Below are 15,514 nucleotides of genomic sequence, written 5' to 3' on the forward strand. Positions count from 1 at the left end.
CTTGTCGAAGCACTCCCAGGCGCTGCATACAGCCCAGACGTCTCGCTCGACCCCTGCCAGGACTGACAACTGCCAATCCACAGTGCCTATTAGGCCTACAGTTCTCGCGGGTTCCGCGCCTACCTGCGTAAACGCGGGATCGCCCACACCATCCCGGAGAAGGACGACCAGCGCCGGCATCGCCGCAACCGCGGCCGGCGAGGTGGCCGACCGCCAGGCTTCGACCGCGAGACCTACCGCCGACGCAACACCATCGAACGCTGCTTCAACCAGCTCAAGGCCTACCGCGGCATCGCCACCAGATACGAGAAGACCGCCACCTCCTACGAAGCAGCGGTCACACTCGCGTCGCTCCTGCTCTGGGCAAGATCCGTTTGAAGACGGACCCTAGAAGACCGACTCCGCCTCGTCCATCCGGTCCTTCGGCACCGTCTTCAGCTCGGTCACCGCCTCCGCGAGCGGCACCATGACGATGTCGTTGCCGCGCAGCGCGGTCATCCGCCCGAACCGGCCCTGGTGCGCGGCCTCCACCGCGTGCCAGCCGAAGCGGGTGGCGAGCACCCTGTCGTACGCGGTCGGGGTGCCGCCGCGCTGGACGTGGCCGAGGATGACCGGCTTGGCCTCCTTGCCGAGCCGCCGCTCCAGCTCGTACGCCAGTGCCGTACCGATGCCCTGGAAGCGCTCGTGGCCGAACTGGTCGATCTCACCCTTGCCGTAGTCCATGGTGCCCTCGGCGGGGTGGGCGCCCTCGGCGACGCAGATCACCGCGAACTTCTTGCCGCGGGCGAAGCGCTCCTCGACCATCTTCACGAGATCGGCCGGGTCGAAGGGACGCTCCGGCAGACAGATGCCGTGCGCGCCCGCCGCCATGCCGGACTCCAGCGCGATCCAGCCAGCGTGCCGGCCCATGACCTCGACGACCATCACGCGCTGGTGGGACTCGGCGGTGGTCTTGAGGCGGTCCATGGCCTCGGTGGCGACACCCACCGCCGTGTCGAAGCCGAACGTCCGGTCGGTCGACGAGATGTCGTTGTCGATCGTCTTCGGCACGCCGACCACCGGCAGACCGGCGTCGCTCAGCATCCGGGCCGCCGTCAGCGTGCCCTCGCCGCCGATCGGGATCAGCGCGTCGATGCCGAAGTCGCTGACGATGTCGGCCGCGTTCTCGCAGGCCTCGCGCAGGCGGTCGCGTTCCAGGCGGGAGGAGCCGAGGATGGTGCCGCCGCGGGCCAGGATGCCGCTGACCGCGTTCAGGTCGAGGCTGCGGTAGCGGCCGTCCAGCAGGCCCGCGTAACCGTCCTCGAAGCCGATGACCTCGTCGCCGTAGTTGTCGACCGCGCGGTGCACGACCGACCGGATCACGGCGTTCAGGCCGGGGCAGTCGCCACCTGCGGTGAGAACTCCGATGCGCATCGTGCTGTGTCTCCAGGTCGCTGTTGATACCGGTGAGCCACTGCCGATTGTTTCACGTCCCTCAGTCCCTCAGCACGACGACGTCTTGACGGGCGCCTTATCTACGGCCAGAGGTATTGTCAAGAGGGTTCTGCTCACCTCGGTGGGCGATTTTTGTGACGCAGACGAAGACGAAGACGAAACGGAGAGCACGCGTGACGCGCAGCGTGTACGTGACCGGTATCGACCGTGGCGACGGCCGCCAGGTCGTCGAACTGGGAGTCATGGAGCTCCTGACCCGGCAGGTGGACCGCGTCGGCGTCTTCCGCCCCCTCGTCCACGACGGGCCCGACCGCCTCTTCGAGCTGCTGCGCGCCCGCTACCGGCTGTCCCAGGACCCGGCGACGGTCTACGGCATGGACTACCACGAGGCCTCCGCGCTGCAGGCCGAACGGGGGACGGACGAGCTGGTGTCCACGCTCGTCGGCCGGTTCCATCGCGTCGCGCGGGACTACGACGTCGTCCTCGTTCTCGGTACCGACTTCGCCGACACCCAGCTCCCGGACGAGCTGTCCCTCAACGCCCGGCTCGCCAACGAGTTCGGCGCCTCGGTCATCCCCGTCGTGGGCGGGCGGAAGCAGACCGCCGAGTCGGTGCTCGCCGAGACCCGCAACGCCTACCGCGCCTATGACGGGCTGGGCTGCGACGTCCTCGCCATGGTCACCAACCGGGTCGCCCGCGAGGACCGCGACGAGATCGTCCGGCGGCTGACGGACCGGCTGCCCGTGCCCTGCTACGTCCTGCCCGACGAACCGGCCCTGTCCGCCCCGACGGTTGCCCAGATCTCGCAGGCCCTGGGCGGCAAGGTGCTGCTCGGCGACGACTCGGGGCTGGCCCGTGACGCGCTCGGCTTCGTCTTCGGCGGGGCGATGCTGCCGAACTTCCTGGGCGCCCTGACCCCCGGCTGCATGGTCGTCACCCCCGGCGACCGCGCCGACCTGGTCGTCGGATCGCTCGCCGCGCACAGCGCCGGCACCCCGCCGATAGCAGGCGTCCTGCTCACCCTGAACGAGGTGCCGAGCGACGACATCCTCACCCTCGCCGCCCGCCTCGCCCCGGGCACCCCGGTGCTGTCGGTGCCCGGCCTCAGTTTCCCCACCGCCGAGCAGTTGTTCTCCCTGGAGGGCAAGCTGAACGCGGCCACCCCGCGCAAGGCGGAGACCGCGCTCGGCCTGTTCGAGCGGTACGTGGAGACCGGTGATCTGCTGAAGCGGGTGAGCGCCCCGAGCAGCGACCGGGTGACGCCGATGATGTTCGAGCACAAGCTGCTCGAGCAGGCCCGCTCCGACATGCGGCGGGTCGTGCTGCCGGAGGGCACCGAGGAACGCGTGCTGCACGCCGCCGAGGTGCTGCTGCGCCGCCGGGTCTGCGACCTCACGCTGCTCGGCCCCGTCGACCAGATCCGCAAGAAGGCCGCCGACCTCGGCATCGACCTCGGCGACGCCCAGCTGATCGACCCGGCCACCAGCGAGCTGCGCGACGCCTTCGCCGAGAAGTACGCGGCGCTGCGCGCCCACAAGGGCGTGACCGTGGAGCTGGCCTACGACGTCGTCTCCGACGTGAACTACTTCGGCACCCTGATGGTCCAGGAGGGCCTCGCCGACGGCATGGTGTCCGGGTCGGTGCACTCCACGGCGGCCACCATCCGCCCGGCCTTCGAGATCATCAAGACCAAGCCGGACGCGAAGATCGTCAGCTCGGTCTTCTTCATGTGCCTCGCCGACAAGGTGCTCGTCTACGGCGACTGTGCGGTCAACCCCGACCCCAACGCCGAGCAGCTCGCCGACATCGCCATCCAGTCGGCGTCCACGGCCGCCCGGTTCGGTGTGGAGCCGCGGATCGCGATGCTGTCGTACTCCACCGGTACGTCCGGCTCGGGCGCCGACGTCGACAAGGTGCGCGAGGCGACCGAGCTGGTCCGCTCGCGCCGGCCCGACCTGAAGATCGAGGGGCCGATCCAGTACGACGCCGCCGTGGAGCCGACGGTCGCCGCGACCAAGCTGCCCGGGTCCGAGGTCGCGGGGCAGGCCAGCGTGCTGATCTTCCCCGACCTCAACACCGGCAACAACACCTACAAGGCCGTGCAGCGCTCGGCCGGCGCGATCGCCGTCGGCCCGGTGCTCCAGGGTCTGCGCAAGCCGGTCAACGACCTGTCCCGGGGCGCCCTCGTCCAGGACATCGTCAACACCGTCGCCATCACGGCGATCCAGGCCCAGTCCTCCGACCAGAAGGCATCCCAGCTGTGAGCTCCTCCCGCGTCCTCGTCCTCAACTCCGGCTCCTCGTCGGTGAAGTACCAGCTGCTCGACATGCGCGACAGCAGCCGGCTCGCGGTGGGCCTCGTCGAGCGGATCGGCGAGGAGACCTCACGCCTGAAGCACACCCCGACGGGCGCCGAGACCCGGGAGTGGACGGGCCCGATCGCCGACCACGAGGCCGCCCTGAAGGCCGTGTCGGCGGAGCTGGCCAGGGACGGCCTCGGCCTCGACTCGCCCGAGCTGGCGGCGATAGGCCACCGGGTCGTGCACGGCGGGAAGCACTTCACCGAGCCGACGGTCGTCGACGACACCGTGCTCGCCGAGATCGAGCGGCTGATCCCGGTCGCCCCGCTGCACAACCCGGCCAACCTGACCGGCATCCGTACGGCCCAGGCACTGCGCCCCGACCTGCCCCAGGTCGCCGTCTTCGACACCGCGTTCCACACGACGATGCCGGAGTCGGCCGCCCGCTACGCGATCGACGTGCAGACCGCCGACGAGCACCGCATCCGGCGCTACGGCTTCCACGGCACCTCGCACGCCTACGTCTCCCGGGCCACGGCCCAGCTGCTCGGCAGGGCCCCCGAGGACGTGAACGTCATCGTGCTGCACCTCGGCAACGGGGCGTCCGCCTCGGCGGTCAGGGGCGGGAAGTGCGTGGACACCTCCATGGGGCTGACGCCGCTGGAGGGGCTCGTGATGGGTACGCGTTCCGGAGACATGGACCCGGCCGTCATCTTCCATTTGATGCGTGTTGGCGGAATGTCCGCCGACGAGATCGACACTCTTCTCAACAAGAAGAGCGGGCTGATCGGTCTGTGCGGGGACAACGACATGCGGGAGATCCGCCGCCGGATCGACGAGGGTGACGAACAGGCGCAACTCGCCTTCGACATCTACATTCACCGCCTGAAGAAGTACATCGGCGCCTATTACGCGGTACTCGGCCGGGTGGACGCGATCGCGTTCACGGCCGGGGTCGGCGAGAACGCGGCGCCCGTGCGGGAAGCTGCGGTGGCGGGCCTGCAGGAGCTGGGCCTGGCGGTGGACAGCGAGCTGAACGCCGTACGCGGCGACGCACCGCGACTGATCTCGCCCGAGTCCGCCAGGGTGGCCGTGGCGGTCGTGCCGACCGACGAGGAACTGGAGATCGCGACACAGACGTACGCGCTGGTAAAGGGGTCACAGAACCTCACCTGAGCGGCATCCCGCCCTTTTGTATTTTCCGCCAGACGGAATATTCCGCAGCGAAACAAACCGATAGGATCGCCCCCATGCGCCGTTCGAAAATCGTCTGCACTCTCGGCCCCGCGGTCGACTCCCACGAGCAACTGGTCGCGCTGATCGAGGCCGGCATGAACGTGGCCCGCTTCAACTTCAGCCACGGCACGCACGCCGAGCACCAGGGGCGGTACGACCGGGTCCGGGCCGCCGCCAAGGAGACCGGCCGGGCCATCGGTGTCCTCGCCGACCTGCAGGGCCCGAAGATCCGCCTCGCCACCTTCGCCGAGGGGCCGGTGGAGCTGGTGCGCGGTGACGAGTTCACCATCACCACCGAGGACGTCCCGGGCGACAAGACGATCTGCGGGACGACCTACAAGGGTCTGCCCGGCGACGTCGCGCGCGGCGACCAGATCCTGATCAACGACGGCAACGTCGAGCTGAAGGTGCTGGACGTCGAGGGCGCGCGGGTCAGGACGATCGTCATCGAGGGCGGCGTCATCTCCGACCACAAGGGCATCAACCTGCCCGGCGCGGCCGTCAACGTCCCGGCGCTGTCCGAGAAGGACGTCGAGGACCTGCGCTTCGCGCTGCGCATGGGCTGCGACCTGGTGGCCCTGTCCTTCGTCCGGGACGCCAAGGACGTGCACGACGTCCACCGGGTCATGGACGAGGAGGGCCGCCGCGTCCCGGTCATCGCCAAGGTGGAGAAGCCGCAGGCGGTGGCGAACATGGAGGACGTCGTGATGGCGTTCGACGGTGTGATGGTCGCGCGCGGCGACCTGGCCGTCGAGTACCCGCTCGAGAAGGTCCCGATGGTGCAGAAGCGCCTGATCGAGCTGTGCCGGCGCAACGCCAAGCCGGTGATCGTGGCGACCCAGATGATGGAGTCGATGATCACCAACTCCCGGCCGACCCGCGCCGAGGCCTCCGACGTGGCCAACGCGATCCTGGACGGCGCCGATGCGGTCATGCTGTCCGCCGAGTCGAGCGTGGGCGCGTACCCGATCGAGACCGTCAAGACGATGTCGAAGATCGTCCAGGCGGCCGAGCAGGAGCTGCTGTCCAAGGGGCTCCAGCCGCTCGTCCCGGGCAAGAAGCCGCGCACGCAGGGCGGTTCGGTCGCCCGTGCCGCCTGCGAGATCGCGGACTTCCTCGGCGGCAAGGGCCTGGTGGCGTTCACCCAGTCCGGTGACACGGCCCGTCGGCTGTGCCGCTACCGCGCCGCCCAGCAGATCCTGGCGTTCACCACGGACGAGTCCACCCGCAACCAGCTGACGCTCAGCTGGGGCGTCGAGTCGCACGTCGTACCGTTCGTGAACAGCACCGACGAAATGGTCGACCTGGTCGACCAGGAGATCGCCAAGCTCAACCGCTTCGACCCGGGTGACATCATGATCATCACCGCCGGTTCGCCCCCCGGCGTCCCCGGCACCACCAACATGGTCCGCGTCCACCACCTCGGCGGCGGCGACCGCGACTGACGCGCGTACAGCGGCCTCCATACGGCACTGAGGGCGCCCCCTGCGACCAGGGGGCGCCCTCAGTTGTTGCGGCTCCCGAACGGGCTTTGCGGGGCGCTCAGTCGGTGACGTACTGATGCAGCCCGGGCACGTGCAGGGTCCCGCCGAACTGGCCGGCCTGCTGGACCTTCACGTTGGTGAAGTAGATCAGCGGGATGTTCAGCGGCGGCGGGTGCTCCGGGTCGAACGTGACCGGGATCAGGCCCAGCAGGTTGCCGGAGATGCTCTCGGTGTACATCACCGTCTGGCCGTCGCGGATGGTGGACGTCGAGCCCTCGGCCGCCTGCACGTGGTACGTCTTGCCGGACTGCTCGTCCTTCACCGTCTGGTGCAGGTCGCCGATGTCGGTGCCGTCCGATATGACGTACTTCAGGACCTTCTTGACCGTGCCGTTGGCGGTCTTCACCTCGACGATGCCCTGATAGTCGGCGCCCTTCAGCAGCAGCGAACTGGCGTCCAGGAACCAGGGATCGTCGGGCAGCGGCACGGGGTTGTCGACGCCGCCCTCCTCGTCGGTGGCGACCGGGCAGTCGTCCACGTCCGTGGTGGAGCTCGCCGAGGGGCTCGGGGTCGGGGAGGCGGTGGCCTCCTGCGCGGCCTCGCCCGCGTCCTCGGCCGCCTCGGACGCCGTACCGGTGGCGTCCTCGACGGTGTCCTCGACCGTGTCGGTGACCTTGTCGGTGGTCTCCTCGACGGGGTCGGACGTGTCCTTGCCGGCGTCCTCGGTGCTCCCCGAACTCCCCGACGACGGGGCCTCGCTCGCGCTCGGACCCGCCGAGGCGGACGGGGACGGCGTCGGGCTCGCGGTCTCCTGGCCGGCGCCGGTGATGGTGTCGACGACGCCTGTCACCGCGTCGCCGATGGTCTCCAGCACGCCCTTGTCGCTCTCGGACGGCGACGGTTCGGCGGTGGCGCCACCGGCCGGCTCGGACTCCCTGCTCTCCGACGCGGAAGGCGACGGCGTGGGCTCGGCCTCGTCGTCGGCACCTGAATCCGACGAAGAGTCGCTGCCCGAACTCCCTGAAGAGGACGACGAGTCCGAGGATCCCGCGTCCGACGACGCCGACGGGCTCGGCTCCGCCTCGTCCGCGGACGCGCTCTCGCTCGCCGACGCGGAGGGCGACGGCGTGGCCGACTCGGAGGAGCCGTTCTCGGCCTCCTCCAGGGCGGCGACGCAGTCCTTGTACTCGTCGGCCGTCAGGCTCCGGGAGGCCGGCTGGTCCTCGGCGAGGGCGAGCTTCGGTGTGAACCCCATCCCCATGAGGACCGCCGTGGGCATCGCCGCGAGGGCTATCGCCTTGCCGGCCGGCATGTGGAACCTGGTGAACAGCGGCTTCTTGGGTGCCGCGTGGCGCGGCCCGGTTCTCACACGGGACTCGTCCACTTCAGTCCCGTGGGTCACCTCGTCAGCCGGCACTGTGCCTCCCGTTCGCCTCGTTGCCGGGGCTCGTTCCTGACAGATCGTTGGACTTGTCCACCCCGTCCGCGACTGCGGTGCCCGGCGCTACCGCGCCCTCGGGGGCACCGCCCGTTCCCTTGGTGTCCGCCTGCGCCTGCTCCGGCGCGGGCGGCGCGCCCTCGACCCATGCCACGGCCATCGCGCCGCCGACGAGGGCCAGCAGGAAGCCGATGAGGAAACCGCCGAGGTTGGACACCGGGATGGACACCAGCGCCAGCAGGATCGCCGCGACACCCGCGAAGGTGCGGACGTGCTTCTGGAACCAGAGGCTGAAGCCCAGGACGACGAGCAGCACGCCGATGATCAGGGATCCGGCACCCGCGGTGGTGGCCATCGCCAGCGTCAGGTGGCCGATCTGGAGGTTTGCGTACGGGAAGTAGGCGATGGGGAGTCCGCCGAGCATGACGAACAGGCCGGCCCAGAAAGGCCTTGTGCCCCGCCAGGCGCGGAAGTTCCGCCGAAAGACCCGGAGGTAGTGCTCGTCGTGGCCGGGCGCGGCAGGAGTCTCGGCGCTCATGGAAAACAGCTCCCTGGAACGGCGTTGCTGTGGTGGAGAGATGTACTGCGTGCAGATGCGGTGCAGTGGGGGCGGAGAGTGGACGGGCGGGGGCGCCATCGGCTCCCCCGCCCGTCAGAGAGTGCCTAGTAGCACTCCTTGACACCCGTCGACAGCGACATCTTCAGGCCGCTGAGCTTGAAGGTTCCGGCGGTGGTCGCCCACGCCGTCTGCTTCACGTCGGTCAGGGTGACCGAGTCGGCCTGCTGGGCGAACCCGTAGGGGTTCGACTGCTCGCCGCCGCCCTTCATGCCCGGACCCTTGCTGGCGTCCTTGGCGGCCACACCGATGTCGATGCCCCGGAACGTCGCGTCGGCCTCGAGCTGGGCGACGTCGATGTACAGGTTCTCGGCCTTGACCGGAGTGGCACCGTCGCCGGCCCGCAGGATCAGGCTGACGTTCCCGAGCACCGGAATGTTCGGGGTGACGACCGACTGGCACAGGCTCTTGATGGTCGCCTGCTTGAACGCCGAGACGGCGACGGGGTGAACCGTCTTCTTGCCGTCGAGCGTGTAGCCCTCGTCAAGGGCGCCGTACTGCGAGAAGCCCGTACCGTCGAGCTGCTTGGTCGTGACCTTGAACGACTGGCCGGAAACGCTGAACGACGCGGCCAGAGCGCCCTGAGCGAGTGCGACACCTATGCATGCCGTGGCGGCAACGCTGGGCACCATGACCACAGCGAACCGCTTCCATCTGGTCCCACCACGCACCTGGGACTCCATATTTCCTCCTTCTCGGACGTACATCTCCTGGCACCCGGCTCGCCCTCGGACGACGGCTCAGCGGGGCAGGGATGGGAGAAGTGCTACGTCCTCGGGAAGGAGAGCGCCTGCGCTCGGCGGCGCGAACCGCGCCCGAATCACCGGCGATCACCCCCGAGCGACAACCACTGGTCGCGCCTGACACGCATCACGCACAACCTTGCTGGACAGGCTTCGCGGTGGGCGAAGACCCCCCTGTCCAAGAGCCGGCGCCACTGCCGTCGACTCTGCTCGGTGGGGACCCAGGAAATCCCGTGACCCGACCGGCTGTCGGGGTGCGGGAATGGACCGAGCGTCGCCGATCGTGGTGCATTCTCGCCGCCCGCACAAGGGGGTTCGTTACTCACTAGTAACGGCCGGATAACCGAACAACGACCCCTCGGTCTCGCTCAGCGACGCTGGGTGGCAACCAGGGCGAGGACAAAACTATTGATCGCTGGACAGAATCCGACAGATCAACGCCCGCGACTTACTCGCAGTAACAGCGGCCGCGATTACCAAGATTTGGTAAAGCGCGGCCGCAGTGGTCCTCCGTCGGCAGTTCCGTCACTCGGGCACCAGCCGCCTCATGGCGCCGGGAGGCCCGTGGAACGGGTCCTCCGCCCCGCTTAGAACAGGGCGCGGGCAAGCGCCCGGCGGGCCGCGGTCACCCGCGGATCGTCGGCGCCGACCACCTCGAACAGCTCAAGCAGCCGCAGGCGTACGGCATCCCGGTCCTCGCCCGCCGTACGCCGCACGGTGTCGATGAGCCGCCCGAACGCGTCCTCGACATGACCGCCCACCAGGTCCAGGTCGGCGGCGGCGATCTGCGCCTGCGCGTCGGCCGGCTTCTCGGCCGCCTCCTTGCGCACCCGCTGCGGGTCCAGGCCCTGCACCCGCTGGAGCAACTCCGCCTGCGCCAGGCCGAGTTTGGCCTCCGGGTTGCCGGGGTCGTCGGCGAGCACGTTCCTGTACGCCTGGACGGCCCCGCCCAGGTCGCCCGCGTCCAGCGCCTGCGCCGCCGCGTTCAGCAGGGCGTCGTACGGCCCGGCCGGCACCTGCGCGGGAGCGGCCTGGCCACCCGGCTCGGCCTCCGGGTCGACGGTCAGGCCGGTCAGCCCGAAGCGCTGCTCGGCGACCGTCACCAACTGGTCGAGGGTCTGCCGGATCTGCGCCTCACCGGCCGCCCCCTGGAAGAGCGGCAGCGCCTGGCCCGCGACGACGGCGAAGACCGCCGGGATCCCCTGGATCCCGAACTGCTGCATCAGCATCTGGTTGGCGTCGACGTCGATCTTGGCGAGGACGAAGCGGCCGTTGTACTCGACGGCGAGCCGCTCCAGGACGGGGCTGAGCTGCTTGCAGGGCTGGCACCACTCGGCCCAGAAGTCGATGACGACCGGGACCTCGGCGGAGCGCTGCAGGACGTCTTGCTCGAATCCGGCCTCGTCGACGTCGATGACGAGATCGGCCGGGGAGACGGCCCCGCCCCCGCCCTTCCGGGCCGCTTCGGCGCGCGCCTGCTCCGCCTTCGCCTTGGCCTCTTGGGCCGCCTTCATCGCGGCGAGGTCGACGACGCCGCTCATGGACATGTTCCGTGGCTGCATGCGTCTATCCTCCCCCGTTCCCGCGCGTGTGTGAAAAACGCTGTGAAAGCCGGACCCGGAAGGGTGGCCGACTGCGTGGTCTGCGGCGCCGGGTCCCCACCCCACGCCCTGTGGTCGTCGCTCGCGTACGCCGTCCACGAGCTTTCGCTACGAGTCGTAGCGTAATGCCACGCAGGGCCCCCGCGGCACCACCGCCCGGTGATCTCCCTCACTACCCTGCAGAACCGGCCAGTTAGGGTCGGGGGATGCAGAGCCGCACCCCCGCCAGCCGCACCGGACGCCCGCGCAGCGTCGCCGCCGACACCGCGATTCTGGCCGCAACCCGGGCGGCTCTGGTCGAACTGGGCTGGTCCAAGCTCACCTTGGGAGATGTGGCGACGCGGGCCGGGGTTGCGAAGACGACGCTGTACCGCCGCTGGGCAGGCAAGAACGAACTGGTCGTCGACGCGGTGGCGGAACTCTTCGACGAACTGCGCCTGCCCGACCGCGGTTCACTGGCCGCCGACATCGAGGGCGTCGTCCTGCAGTTCGCCGCGATCCTGGCCCGCCCGGAGGCCAAGAGCGGCCTGATGGCGGTGGTCGCGGAGTCGACGCGCGACGAGGCGCTGCGCGAGCGCATCCGCACGTCGATCGTCGACCGCCAGAAACGCCTGGTCCTGGAGGGCCGCGCCCGCGCCCAGGCACGCGGCGAACTCCCCCCGGAGACGGACCCGGCGGAATCGGCCCGCACGGCGGACCTGATCTTCGACATGGTCGCGGGCGCGGTGGTCCACCGCACCCTGGTGAGCGCAGAACCGGCGGACGAGGAATGGGTCCAAACCTTCACACGGGTGCTGCTGCACGGCCTGACGCCGTAGCCGTACGTAGCTGCGGGCAGTCGTGCCTCCCCCAGTGCCTTAAGGGCCTGGGGGGACCCCCAGGGCGGCACGGGTGGGCGCAGCGGCACCCCGCAACGCCGGGCTGCGCACCCCACCCCCGCCCAGCCCCAACGCCGGGAACCTCAGAAGCCGGCAGGCTCGGTGTACACCCCCCACTCATCCCGCAGCACCCCACAGATCTCCCCCAGCGTCGCCTCCGCCCGCACAGCATCCAGCATCGGCTCGATCATGTTGGCCCCGCCCCGCGCAGCCGCAACCATCGCGTCCAGCGCGGCACGCACGCCCGCATCGTCCCGTCCCGCACGCCGCGCGCCGAGCACCCGCACCTGCTCCCGCTCCACCTCATGGCTCACCCGCAGAATCTCCAGATCCCCGGTGACAGACCCGGTGTGGACATTCACGCCCACCACCTTCTTGTCCCCCTTCTCCAGAGCCTGTTGGTACCGGAACGCGGACTCCGCGATCTCCCCGGTGAACCACCCGTCCTCGATCCCCCGCAGAATCCCGGAGGTGATCGGCCCGATCGGGTGCCGCCCGTCGGGGTGCGCCCGCAGCCCCCGCTCCTTGATCTGGTCGAAGATCTTCTCCGCGTCGGCCTCGATCCGGTCGGTCAGCTGCTCGACGTACCACGAACCGCCCAGCGGATCGGCCACGTTGGCGACGCCGGTCTCTTCCATGAGCACCTGCTGGGTACGCAGCGCGATCTCCGCCGCCTGCTCACTCGGCAGCGCAAGCGTCTCGTCGAGCGCGTTGGTGTGCAGCGAGTTCGTGCCGCCGAGCACCGCCGCCAGCGCCTCCACGGCCGTACGGACGACGTTGTTGTACGGCTGCTGGGCGGTCAGCGAGACTCCGGCGGTCTGCGTGTGGAAGCGCAGCCACTGGGCCTTCTCGGACTTCGCCCCGTACACGTCCCGCATCCAGCGCGCCCAGATCCTGCGCGCCGCCCGGAACTTGGCGATCTCCTCGAAGAAGTCGACGTGCGCGTCGAAGAAGAAGCTCAGCCCCGGCGCGAAGACGTCCACGTCCAGCCCGCGCGACAGCCCCAGCTCCACGTACCCGAAGCCGTCCGCCAGCGTGTACGCCAGCTCCTGCGCGGCCGTCGACCCGGCCTCCCGGATGTGGTAGCCGGAGACGGACAGCGGCTTGTAGGCGGGGATGCGCTCGGCGCAGTACTCCATCAGGTCGCCGATGAGGCGCAGATGCGGCTCGGGCTGGAAGAGCCACTCCTTCTGCGCGATGTACTCCTTGAAGATGTCCGTCTGCAGCGTGCCGTTGAGGACGCCGGGGTCGACGCCCTGGCGCTCGGCGGCGACCAGGTACATGCAGAAGACGGGGACCGCCGGACCGCTGATCGTCATCGAGGTGGTGACGTCGCCGAGCGGGATATCCTTGAACAGCACGTCCATGTCGGCCGCAGAGTCGATCGCCACCCCGCAGTGGCCGACCTCGCCGAGCGAGCGCGGGTCGTCGGAGTCGCGGCCCATGAGGGTCGGCATGTCGAAGGCGACCGAGAGCCCGCCTCCGCCGTTGCCGAGGATCATCTTGTAGCGCTCGTTGGTCTGCTGCGCGTTCCCGAACCCGGCGAACTGCCGGATGGTCCACGTACGCCCCCGGTAGCCGGTCGGATAGAGGCCGCGCGTGAAGGGGTACTCCCCCGGCCAGCCGATCCGCTCGAAGCCTTCATAGGTGTCCCCGGGCCGGGGACCGTACACCGGCTCCACGGGGTCCCCGGAGAGCGTGGTGAAGTCGGCCTCGCGCTTGCGCGCGGCGTCGTACCGGGCCTGCCAGCGTCGGCGGCCCTCCTCGATGGCGTCAGCGTCCATACCCTCCAATTTACTTGGACGTCCTAGTAAATGTCGACGGCAGCGGGAGGATTCAGCGGAACGCCCTGGTAACCCGGGGGAAAGGGGCCGCCGTACGCGCGGGCGTACGGCGGGGTGCTCACGCCTTCGCGGGCGCCGGCGCGTCCTGGGCGACCTCGGCCTCCAGCTCGCCCGAGATCTTCCGCTCGACGAAGAAGGCGGCCGTCGGGATCGTGCCCGCCAGCAGGACCCACAGCTGCTTGCCGACCGGCCACTTCGCCTTGGAACCCAGGTCGAAGGCGAAGACCAGGTAGACGACGTAGAGCCAGCCGTGCGCGATGGAGACGACACGGGTGGCGTCCGCGGCACCGTCGATGTCCAGCACGTACTTGCCGATCATGCACAGGCACAGCAGAACCAGGAGCACACCGGTGACGTAGGCCATGACGCGGTAGCGGGTCAGCACGCTCTTTTTCATGCGGTCGAGCGTATCCGCCCGTTCCGGGCGATCTTTCCCCGGGTCACTGCTCCTCGAAGTCGTGCGCGGCGATCCGCAGCGGGCGCAGCATCGCGAAGATCTCGTTGCACTCCTCGGCGTCGTACACGCCGAGTCCGAAGTCCATCGCCATCAGGTCGCGGGTGGCCGCCTCGACGACCTCGCGGCCCTTGTCCGTGATGACGGCGAGCGTGCCGCGGCCGTCGTTGGGGTTGGGGCGCCTGTCCACCAGGCCGGACTTCACCAGGCGGTCCACGGTGTTCGTCACGGACGTCGGATGCACCATGAGGCGCTCGCCGATCTTCGACATCGGCAGCTCGCCGGCCTTGGAGAAGTTGAGCAGCACCAGCGCCTCGTAGCGCGCGAAGGTCAGCCCGTACGGCTTGACGACCGCGTCGACCTCGGCGAGCAGGATCTGGTGCGCCCGCATGATCGAGGTGATCGCAGCCATGGACGGCACGTTGCCCCAGCGCTGCTTCCAGAGCTCGTCGGCGCGGGCGATGGGATCGAAGGGAAGGCTGAGCGGCTTCGGCACGACACCAGACCTTACCGGCCGGTCATATCACGGTCAGCCCCGTCTCGCCCTTCGGTCGAACTCGTCAGCCCGCGGGCACGTACCGCGTCGAGCCACGGGCAGTCGTGCCGCCGTAGCTGCGGGCAGTCGTGCCTCCCCCCAGTGCCTTAAGGGCCTGGGAGGTGCCCCCAGGGCGGCACGGGTGGGCGCAGCGGCACCCCGTCAGCGCCGGGCTGCGCCACCCACCCCCGGCCAGCCCCCACGCCGCACAGCAAACACGGTCAGCGGCGGCCCGTCGCCCGACGGCTATTCCGCGAGGTACCGCTCCACCGTCTCCACCTTGGACGTGAGTCCGTCCGTCACTCCCGGCCGGATGTCCGCCTTGAGCACCAGGGACACGCGCGGCGCCCGCTCCTCCACGGCAGCGACAGCCCGCCTGACGACGTCCATGACCTCGTCCCACTCACCCTCGACCGACGTGAACATCGCGTCGGTACGGTTCGGCAGCCCCGACTCACGGACCACCCGGACCGCCTCGGCGACATGCTCCCCGACGTCCTCGCCGACCCCCAGCGGCGTCACGGAGAAGGCGACGATCACGCGTTCACGGTCCCTTCCTTGCGGGCGCGGGACGCGATCACGGCGTTCTCGGCCTCACGCTTGAGCATGCGCTCGGCGAAGAAGCCGCCGGTGGGCAGCACGGAGAGGACGAAGTAGAGCGCAGCCCGGCCGAAGGGCCACTTCGCGCGGTTCCAGGCGTCCGCCCAGAACAACACGTACAGGATGAAGAGGAAGCCGTGGACCGCGCCCATCAAGGGCACCGCGTTGAAGTCCGTGGTCCGCTTCAGCACCGAGCAGACGAGCAGGATGAGGAAGGACACGGCCTCCGGAGCCGAGACCAGACGGAGGCGGCGGAGGGCGGTGGCGGTCTTGAGGTCCACGGGTCACCTTCGGTGGGAGAGTCTTCGTCGCTTTGTGAACGGACGCACAAACGCTCGGCCATTGTGGCAAA

The 15,514-nt window shown here is 69.6% G+C and carries 14 protein-coding genes and 1 pseudogene; 5 read left to right on the plus strand and 10 right to left on the minus strand.

Annotated features, from left to right (window positions below; translation table 11 throughout):
• Positions 1–105: 105 nt before the first annotated feature.
• Positions 106–378, plus strand: a pseudogene (locus tag ACFVJQ_RS35485) (transposase); the annotation flags it as partial.
• Between the two features lie 9 nt (positions 379–387).
• Here the strand turns inward: ACFVJQ_RS35485 and ACFVJQ_RS35490 are convergent.
• A complete protein-coding gene (locus tag ACFVJQ_RS35490; RefSeq protein WP_385515258.1) occupies positions 388–1,413 on the minus strand; it encodes an ATP-dependent 6-phosphofructokinase in 1,026 nt (341 codons plus the stop codon).
• Between the two features lie 194 nt (positions 1,414–1,607).
• On the opposite strand from ACFVJQ_RS35490, the gene pta reads away from it, so the two are divergent.
• The 3 genes from pta to pyk all read left to right on the plus strand — a co-directional run bounded on the left by pta (position 1,608) and on the right by pyk (position 6,414).
• Complete coding sequence (gene pta / locus ACFVJQ_RS35495; RefSeq protein ID WP_385789762.1) at positions 1,608–3,698, plus strand: phosphate acetyltransferase; 2,091 nt, start codon at positions 1,608–1,610, stop codon at positions 3,696–3,698.
• Positions 3,695–4,909, plus strand: a complete 1,215-nt coding sequence (locus ACFVJQ_RS35500; protein ID WP_385515256.1) for an acetate kinase — start codon at positions 3,695–3,697, stop codon at positions 4,907–4,909. The genes pta and ACFVJQ_RS35500 overlap by 4 nt, the downstream gene beginning before the upstream one ends.
• Before the next feature lie 74 nt (positions 4,910–4,983).
• Positions 4,984–6,414 carry a pyruvate kinase gene (pyk, locus tag ACFVJQ_RS35505; protein WP_385515255.1) on the plus strand — a complete coding sequence of 477 codons (1,431 nt, stop codon included), beginning with the start codon at positions 4,984–4,986 and terminating at the stop codon, positions 6,412–6,414.
• Between the two features lie 97 nt (positions 6,415–6,511).
• Here pyk and ACFVJQ_RS35510 read toward each other — a convergent pair whose 3' ends face one another.
• The 4 genes from ACFVJQ_RS35510 to ACFVJQ_RS35525 all read right to left on the minus strand — a co-directional run bounded on the left by ACFVJQ_RS35510 (position 6,512) and on the right by ACFVJQ_RS35525 (position 10,812).
• Positions 6,512–7,870, minus strand: a complete 1,359-nt coding sequence (locus ACFVJQ_RS35510; RefSeq protein WP_385789764.1) for a hypothetical protein — start codon at positions 7,868–7,870, stop codon at positions 6,512–6,514.
• Positions 7,860–8,429 carry a DUF6114 domain-containing protein gene (locus ACFVJQ_RS35515; RefSeq protein WP_385515253.1) on the minus strand — a complete coding sequence of 190 codons (570 nt, stop codon included), beginning with the start codon at positions 8,427–8,429 and terminating at the stop codon, positions 7,860–7,862. The genes ACFVJQ_RS35510 and ACFVJQ_RS35515 overlap by 11 nt, the downstream gene beginning before the upstream one ends.
• Before the next feature lie 125 nt (positions 8,430–8,554).
• The gene (locus ACFVJQ_RS35520) at positions 8,555–9,190 is read right to left on the minus strand and encodes a DUF6230 family protein (RefSeq protein ID WP_224735155.1); all 636 of its coding nucleotides are present in this window, start codon (positions 9,188–9,190) and stop codon (positions 8,555–8,557) included.
• Between the two features lie 647 nt (positions 9,191–9,837).
• Positions 9,838–10,812 (minus strand): tetratricopeptide repeat protein, encoded by a 975-nt coding sequence (locus ACFVJQ_RS35525; RefSeq protein ID WP_385515252.1) that lies wholly within the window; start codon positions 10,810–10,812, stop codon positions 9,838–9,840.
• A 245-nt stretch (positions 10,813–11,057) separates the two neighbouring features.
• On the opposite strand from ACFVJQ_RS35525, the gene ACFVJQ_RS35530 reads away from it, so the two are divergent.
• Entirely contained in the window at positions 11,058–11,669 is a 612-nt protein-coding gene (locus ACFVJQ_RS35530; protein WP_385515251.1) for a TetR/AcrR family transcriptional regulator, read from the plus strand.
• Between the two features lie 143 nt (positions 11,670–11,812).
• Here the strand turns inward: ACFVJQ_RS35530 and ACFVJQ_RS35535 are convergent, their stop codons facing one another.
• The 5 genes from ACFVJQ_RS35535 to ACFVJQ_RS35555 form a co-directional block, all read right to left on the minus strand.
• Positions 11,813–13,513: a methylmalonyl-CoA mutase gene (locus tag ACFVJQ_RS35535; RefSeq protein WP_385515250.1), complete on the minus strand. Its 1,701-nt coding sequence runs from the start codon at positions 13,511–13,513 to the stop codon at positions 11,813–11,815.
• A gap of 118 nt (positions 13,514–13,631) precedes the next feature.
• Complete coding sequence (locus ACFVJQ_RS35540) at positions 13,632–13,970, minus strand: DUF3817 domain-containing protein (RefSeq protein ID WP_224735352.1); 339 nt, start codon at positions 13,968–13,970, stop codon at positions 13,632–13,634.
• 43 nt (positions 13,971–14,013) lie between these two features.
• A complete protein-coding gene (locus ACFVJQ_RS35545; protein ID WP_224735351.1) occupies positions 14,014–14,523 on the minus strand; it encodes a MarR family winged helix-turn-helix transcriptional regulator in 510 nt (169 codons plus the stop codon).
• A 285-nt stretch (positions 14,524–14,808) separates the two neighbouring features.
• Positions 14,809–15,102 carry an MTH1187 family thiamine-binding protein gene (locus ACFVJQ_RS35550; RefSeq protein WP_385515248.1) on the minus strand — a complete coding sequence of 98 codons (294 nt, stop codon included), beginning with the start codon at positions 15,100–15,102 and terminating at the stop codon, positions 14,809–14,811.
• Positions 15,099–15,443, minus strand: a complete 345-nt coding sequence (locus ACFVJQ_RS35555; protein WP_385515247.1) for a DUF3817 domain-containing protein — start codon at positions 15,441–15,443, stop codon at positions 15,099–15,101. Before ACFVJQ_RS35555 ends, ACFVJQ_RS35550 begins: the two co-directional genes overlap by 4 nt.
• Positions 15,444–15,514: the final 71 nt, after the last annotated feature.

Source organism: Streptomyces sp. NPDC127197, from assembly GCF_042672405.1.
Classification (GTDB): domain Bacteria; phylum Actinomycetota; class Actinomycetes; order Streptomycetales; family Streptomycetaceae; genus Streptomyces; species Streptomyces flavusporus.

What these genes read in the sequence shown, in the direction of transcription:
- ACFVJQ_RS35490 (WP_385515258.1), bottom strand. Translation starts at nt 1,413, where the DNA reads ATGCGCATCGGAGTTCTCACCGCAGGTGGCGACTGCCCCGGCCTGAAC.
- pyk (WP_385515255.1), top strand. Translation starts at nt 4,984, where the DNA reads ATGCGCCGTTCGAAAATCGTCTGCACTCTCGGCCCCGCGGTCGACTCC.
- ACFVJQ_RS35515 (WP_385515253.1), bottom strand. Translation starts at nt 8,429, where the DNA reads ATGAGCGCCGAGACTCCTGCCGCGCCCGGCCACGACGAGCACTACCTC.
- ACFVJQ_RS35520 (WP_224735155.1), bottom strand. Translation starts at nt 9,190, where the DNA reads ATGGAGTCCCAGGTGCGTGGTGGGACCAGATGGAAGCGGTTCGCTGTG.
- ACFVJQ_RS35525 (WP_385515252.1), bottom strand. Translation starts at nt 10,812, where the DNA reads ATGCAGCCACGGAACATGTCCATGAGCGGCGTCGTCGACCTCGCCGCG.
- ACFVJQ_RS35530 (WP_385515251.1), top strand. Translation starts at nt 11,058, where the DNA reads ATGCAGAGCCGCACCCCCGCCAGCCGCACCGGACGCCCGCGCAGCGTC.
- ACFVJQ_RS35535 (WP_385515250.1), bottom strand. Translation starts at nt 13,513, where the DNA reads ATGGACGCTGACGCCATCGAGGAGGGCCGCCGACGCTGGCAGGCCCGG.
- ACFVJQ_RS35540 (WP_224735352.1), bottom strand. Translation starts at nt 13,970, where the DNA reads ATGAAAAAGAGCGTGCTGACCCGCTACCGCGTCATGGCCTACGTCACC.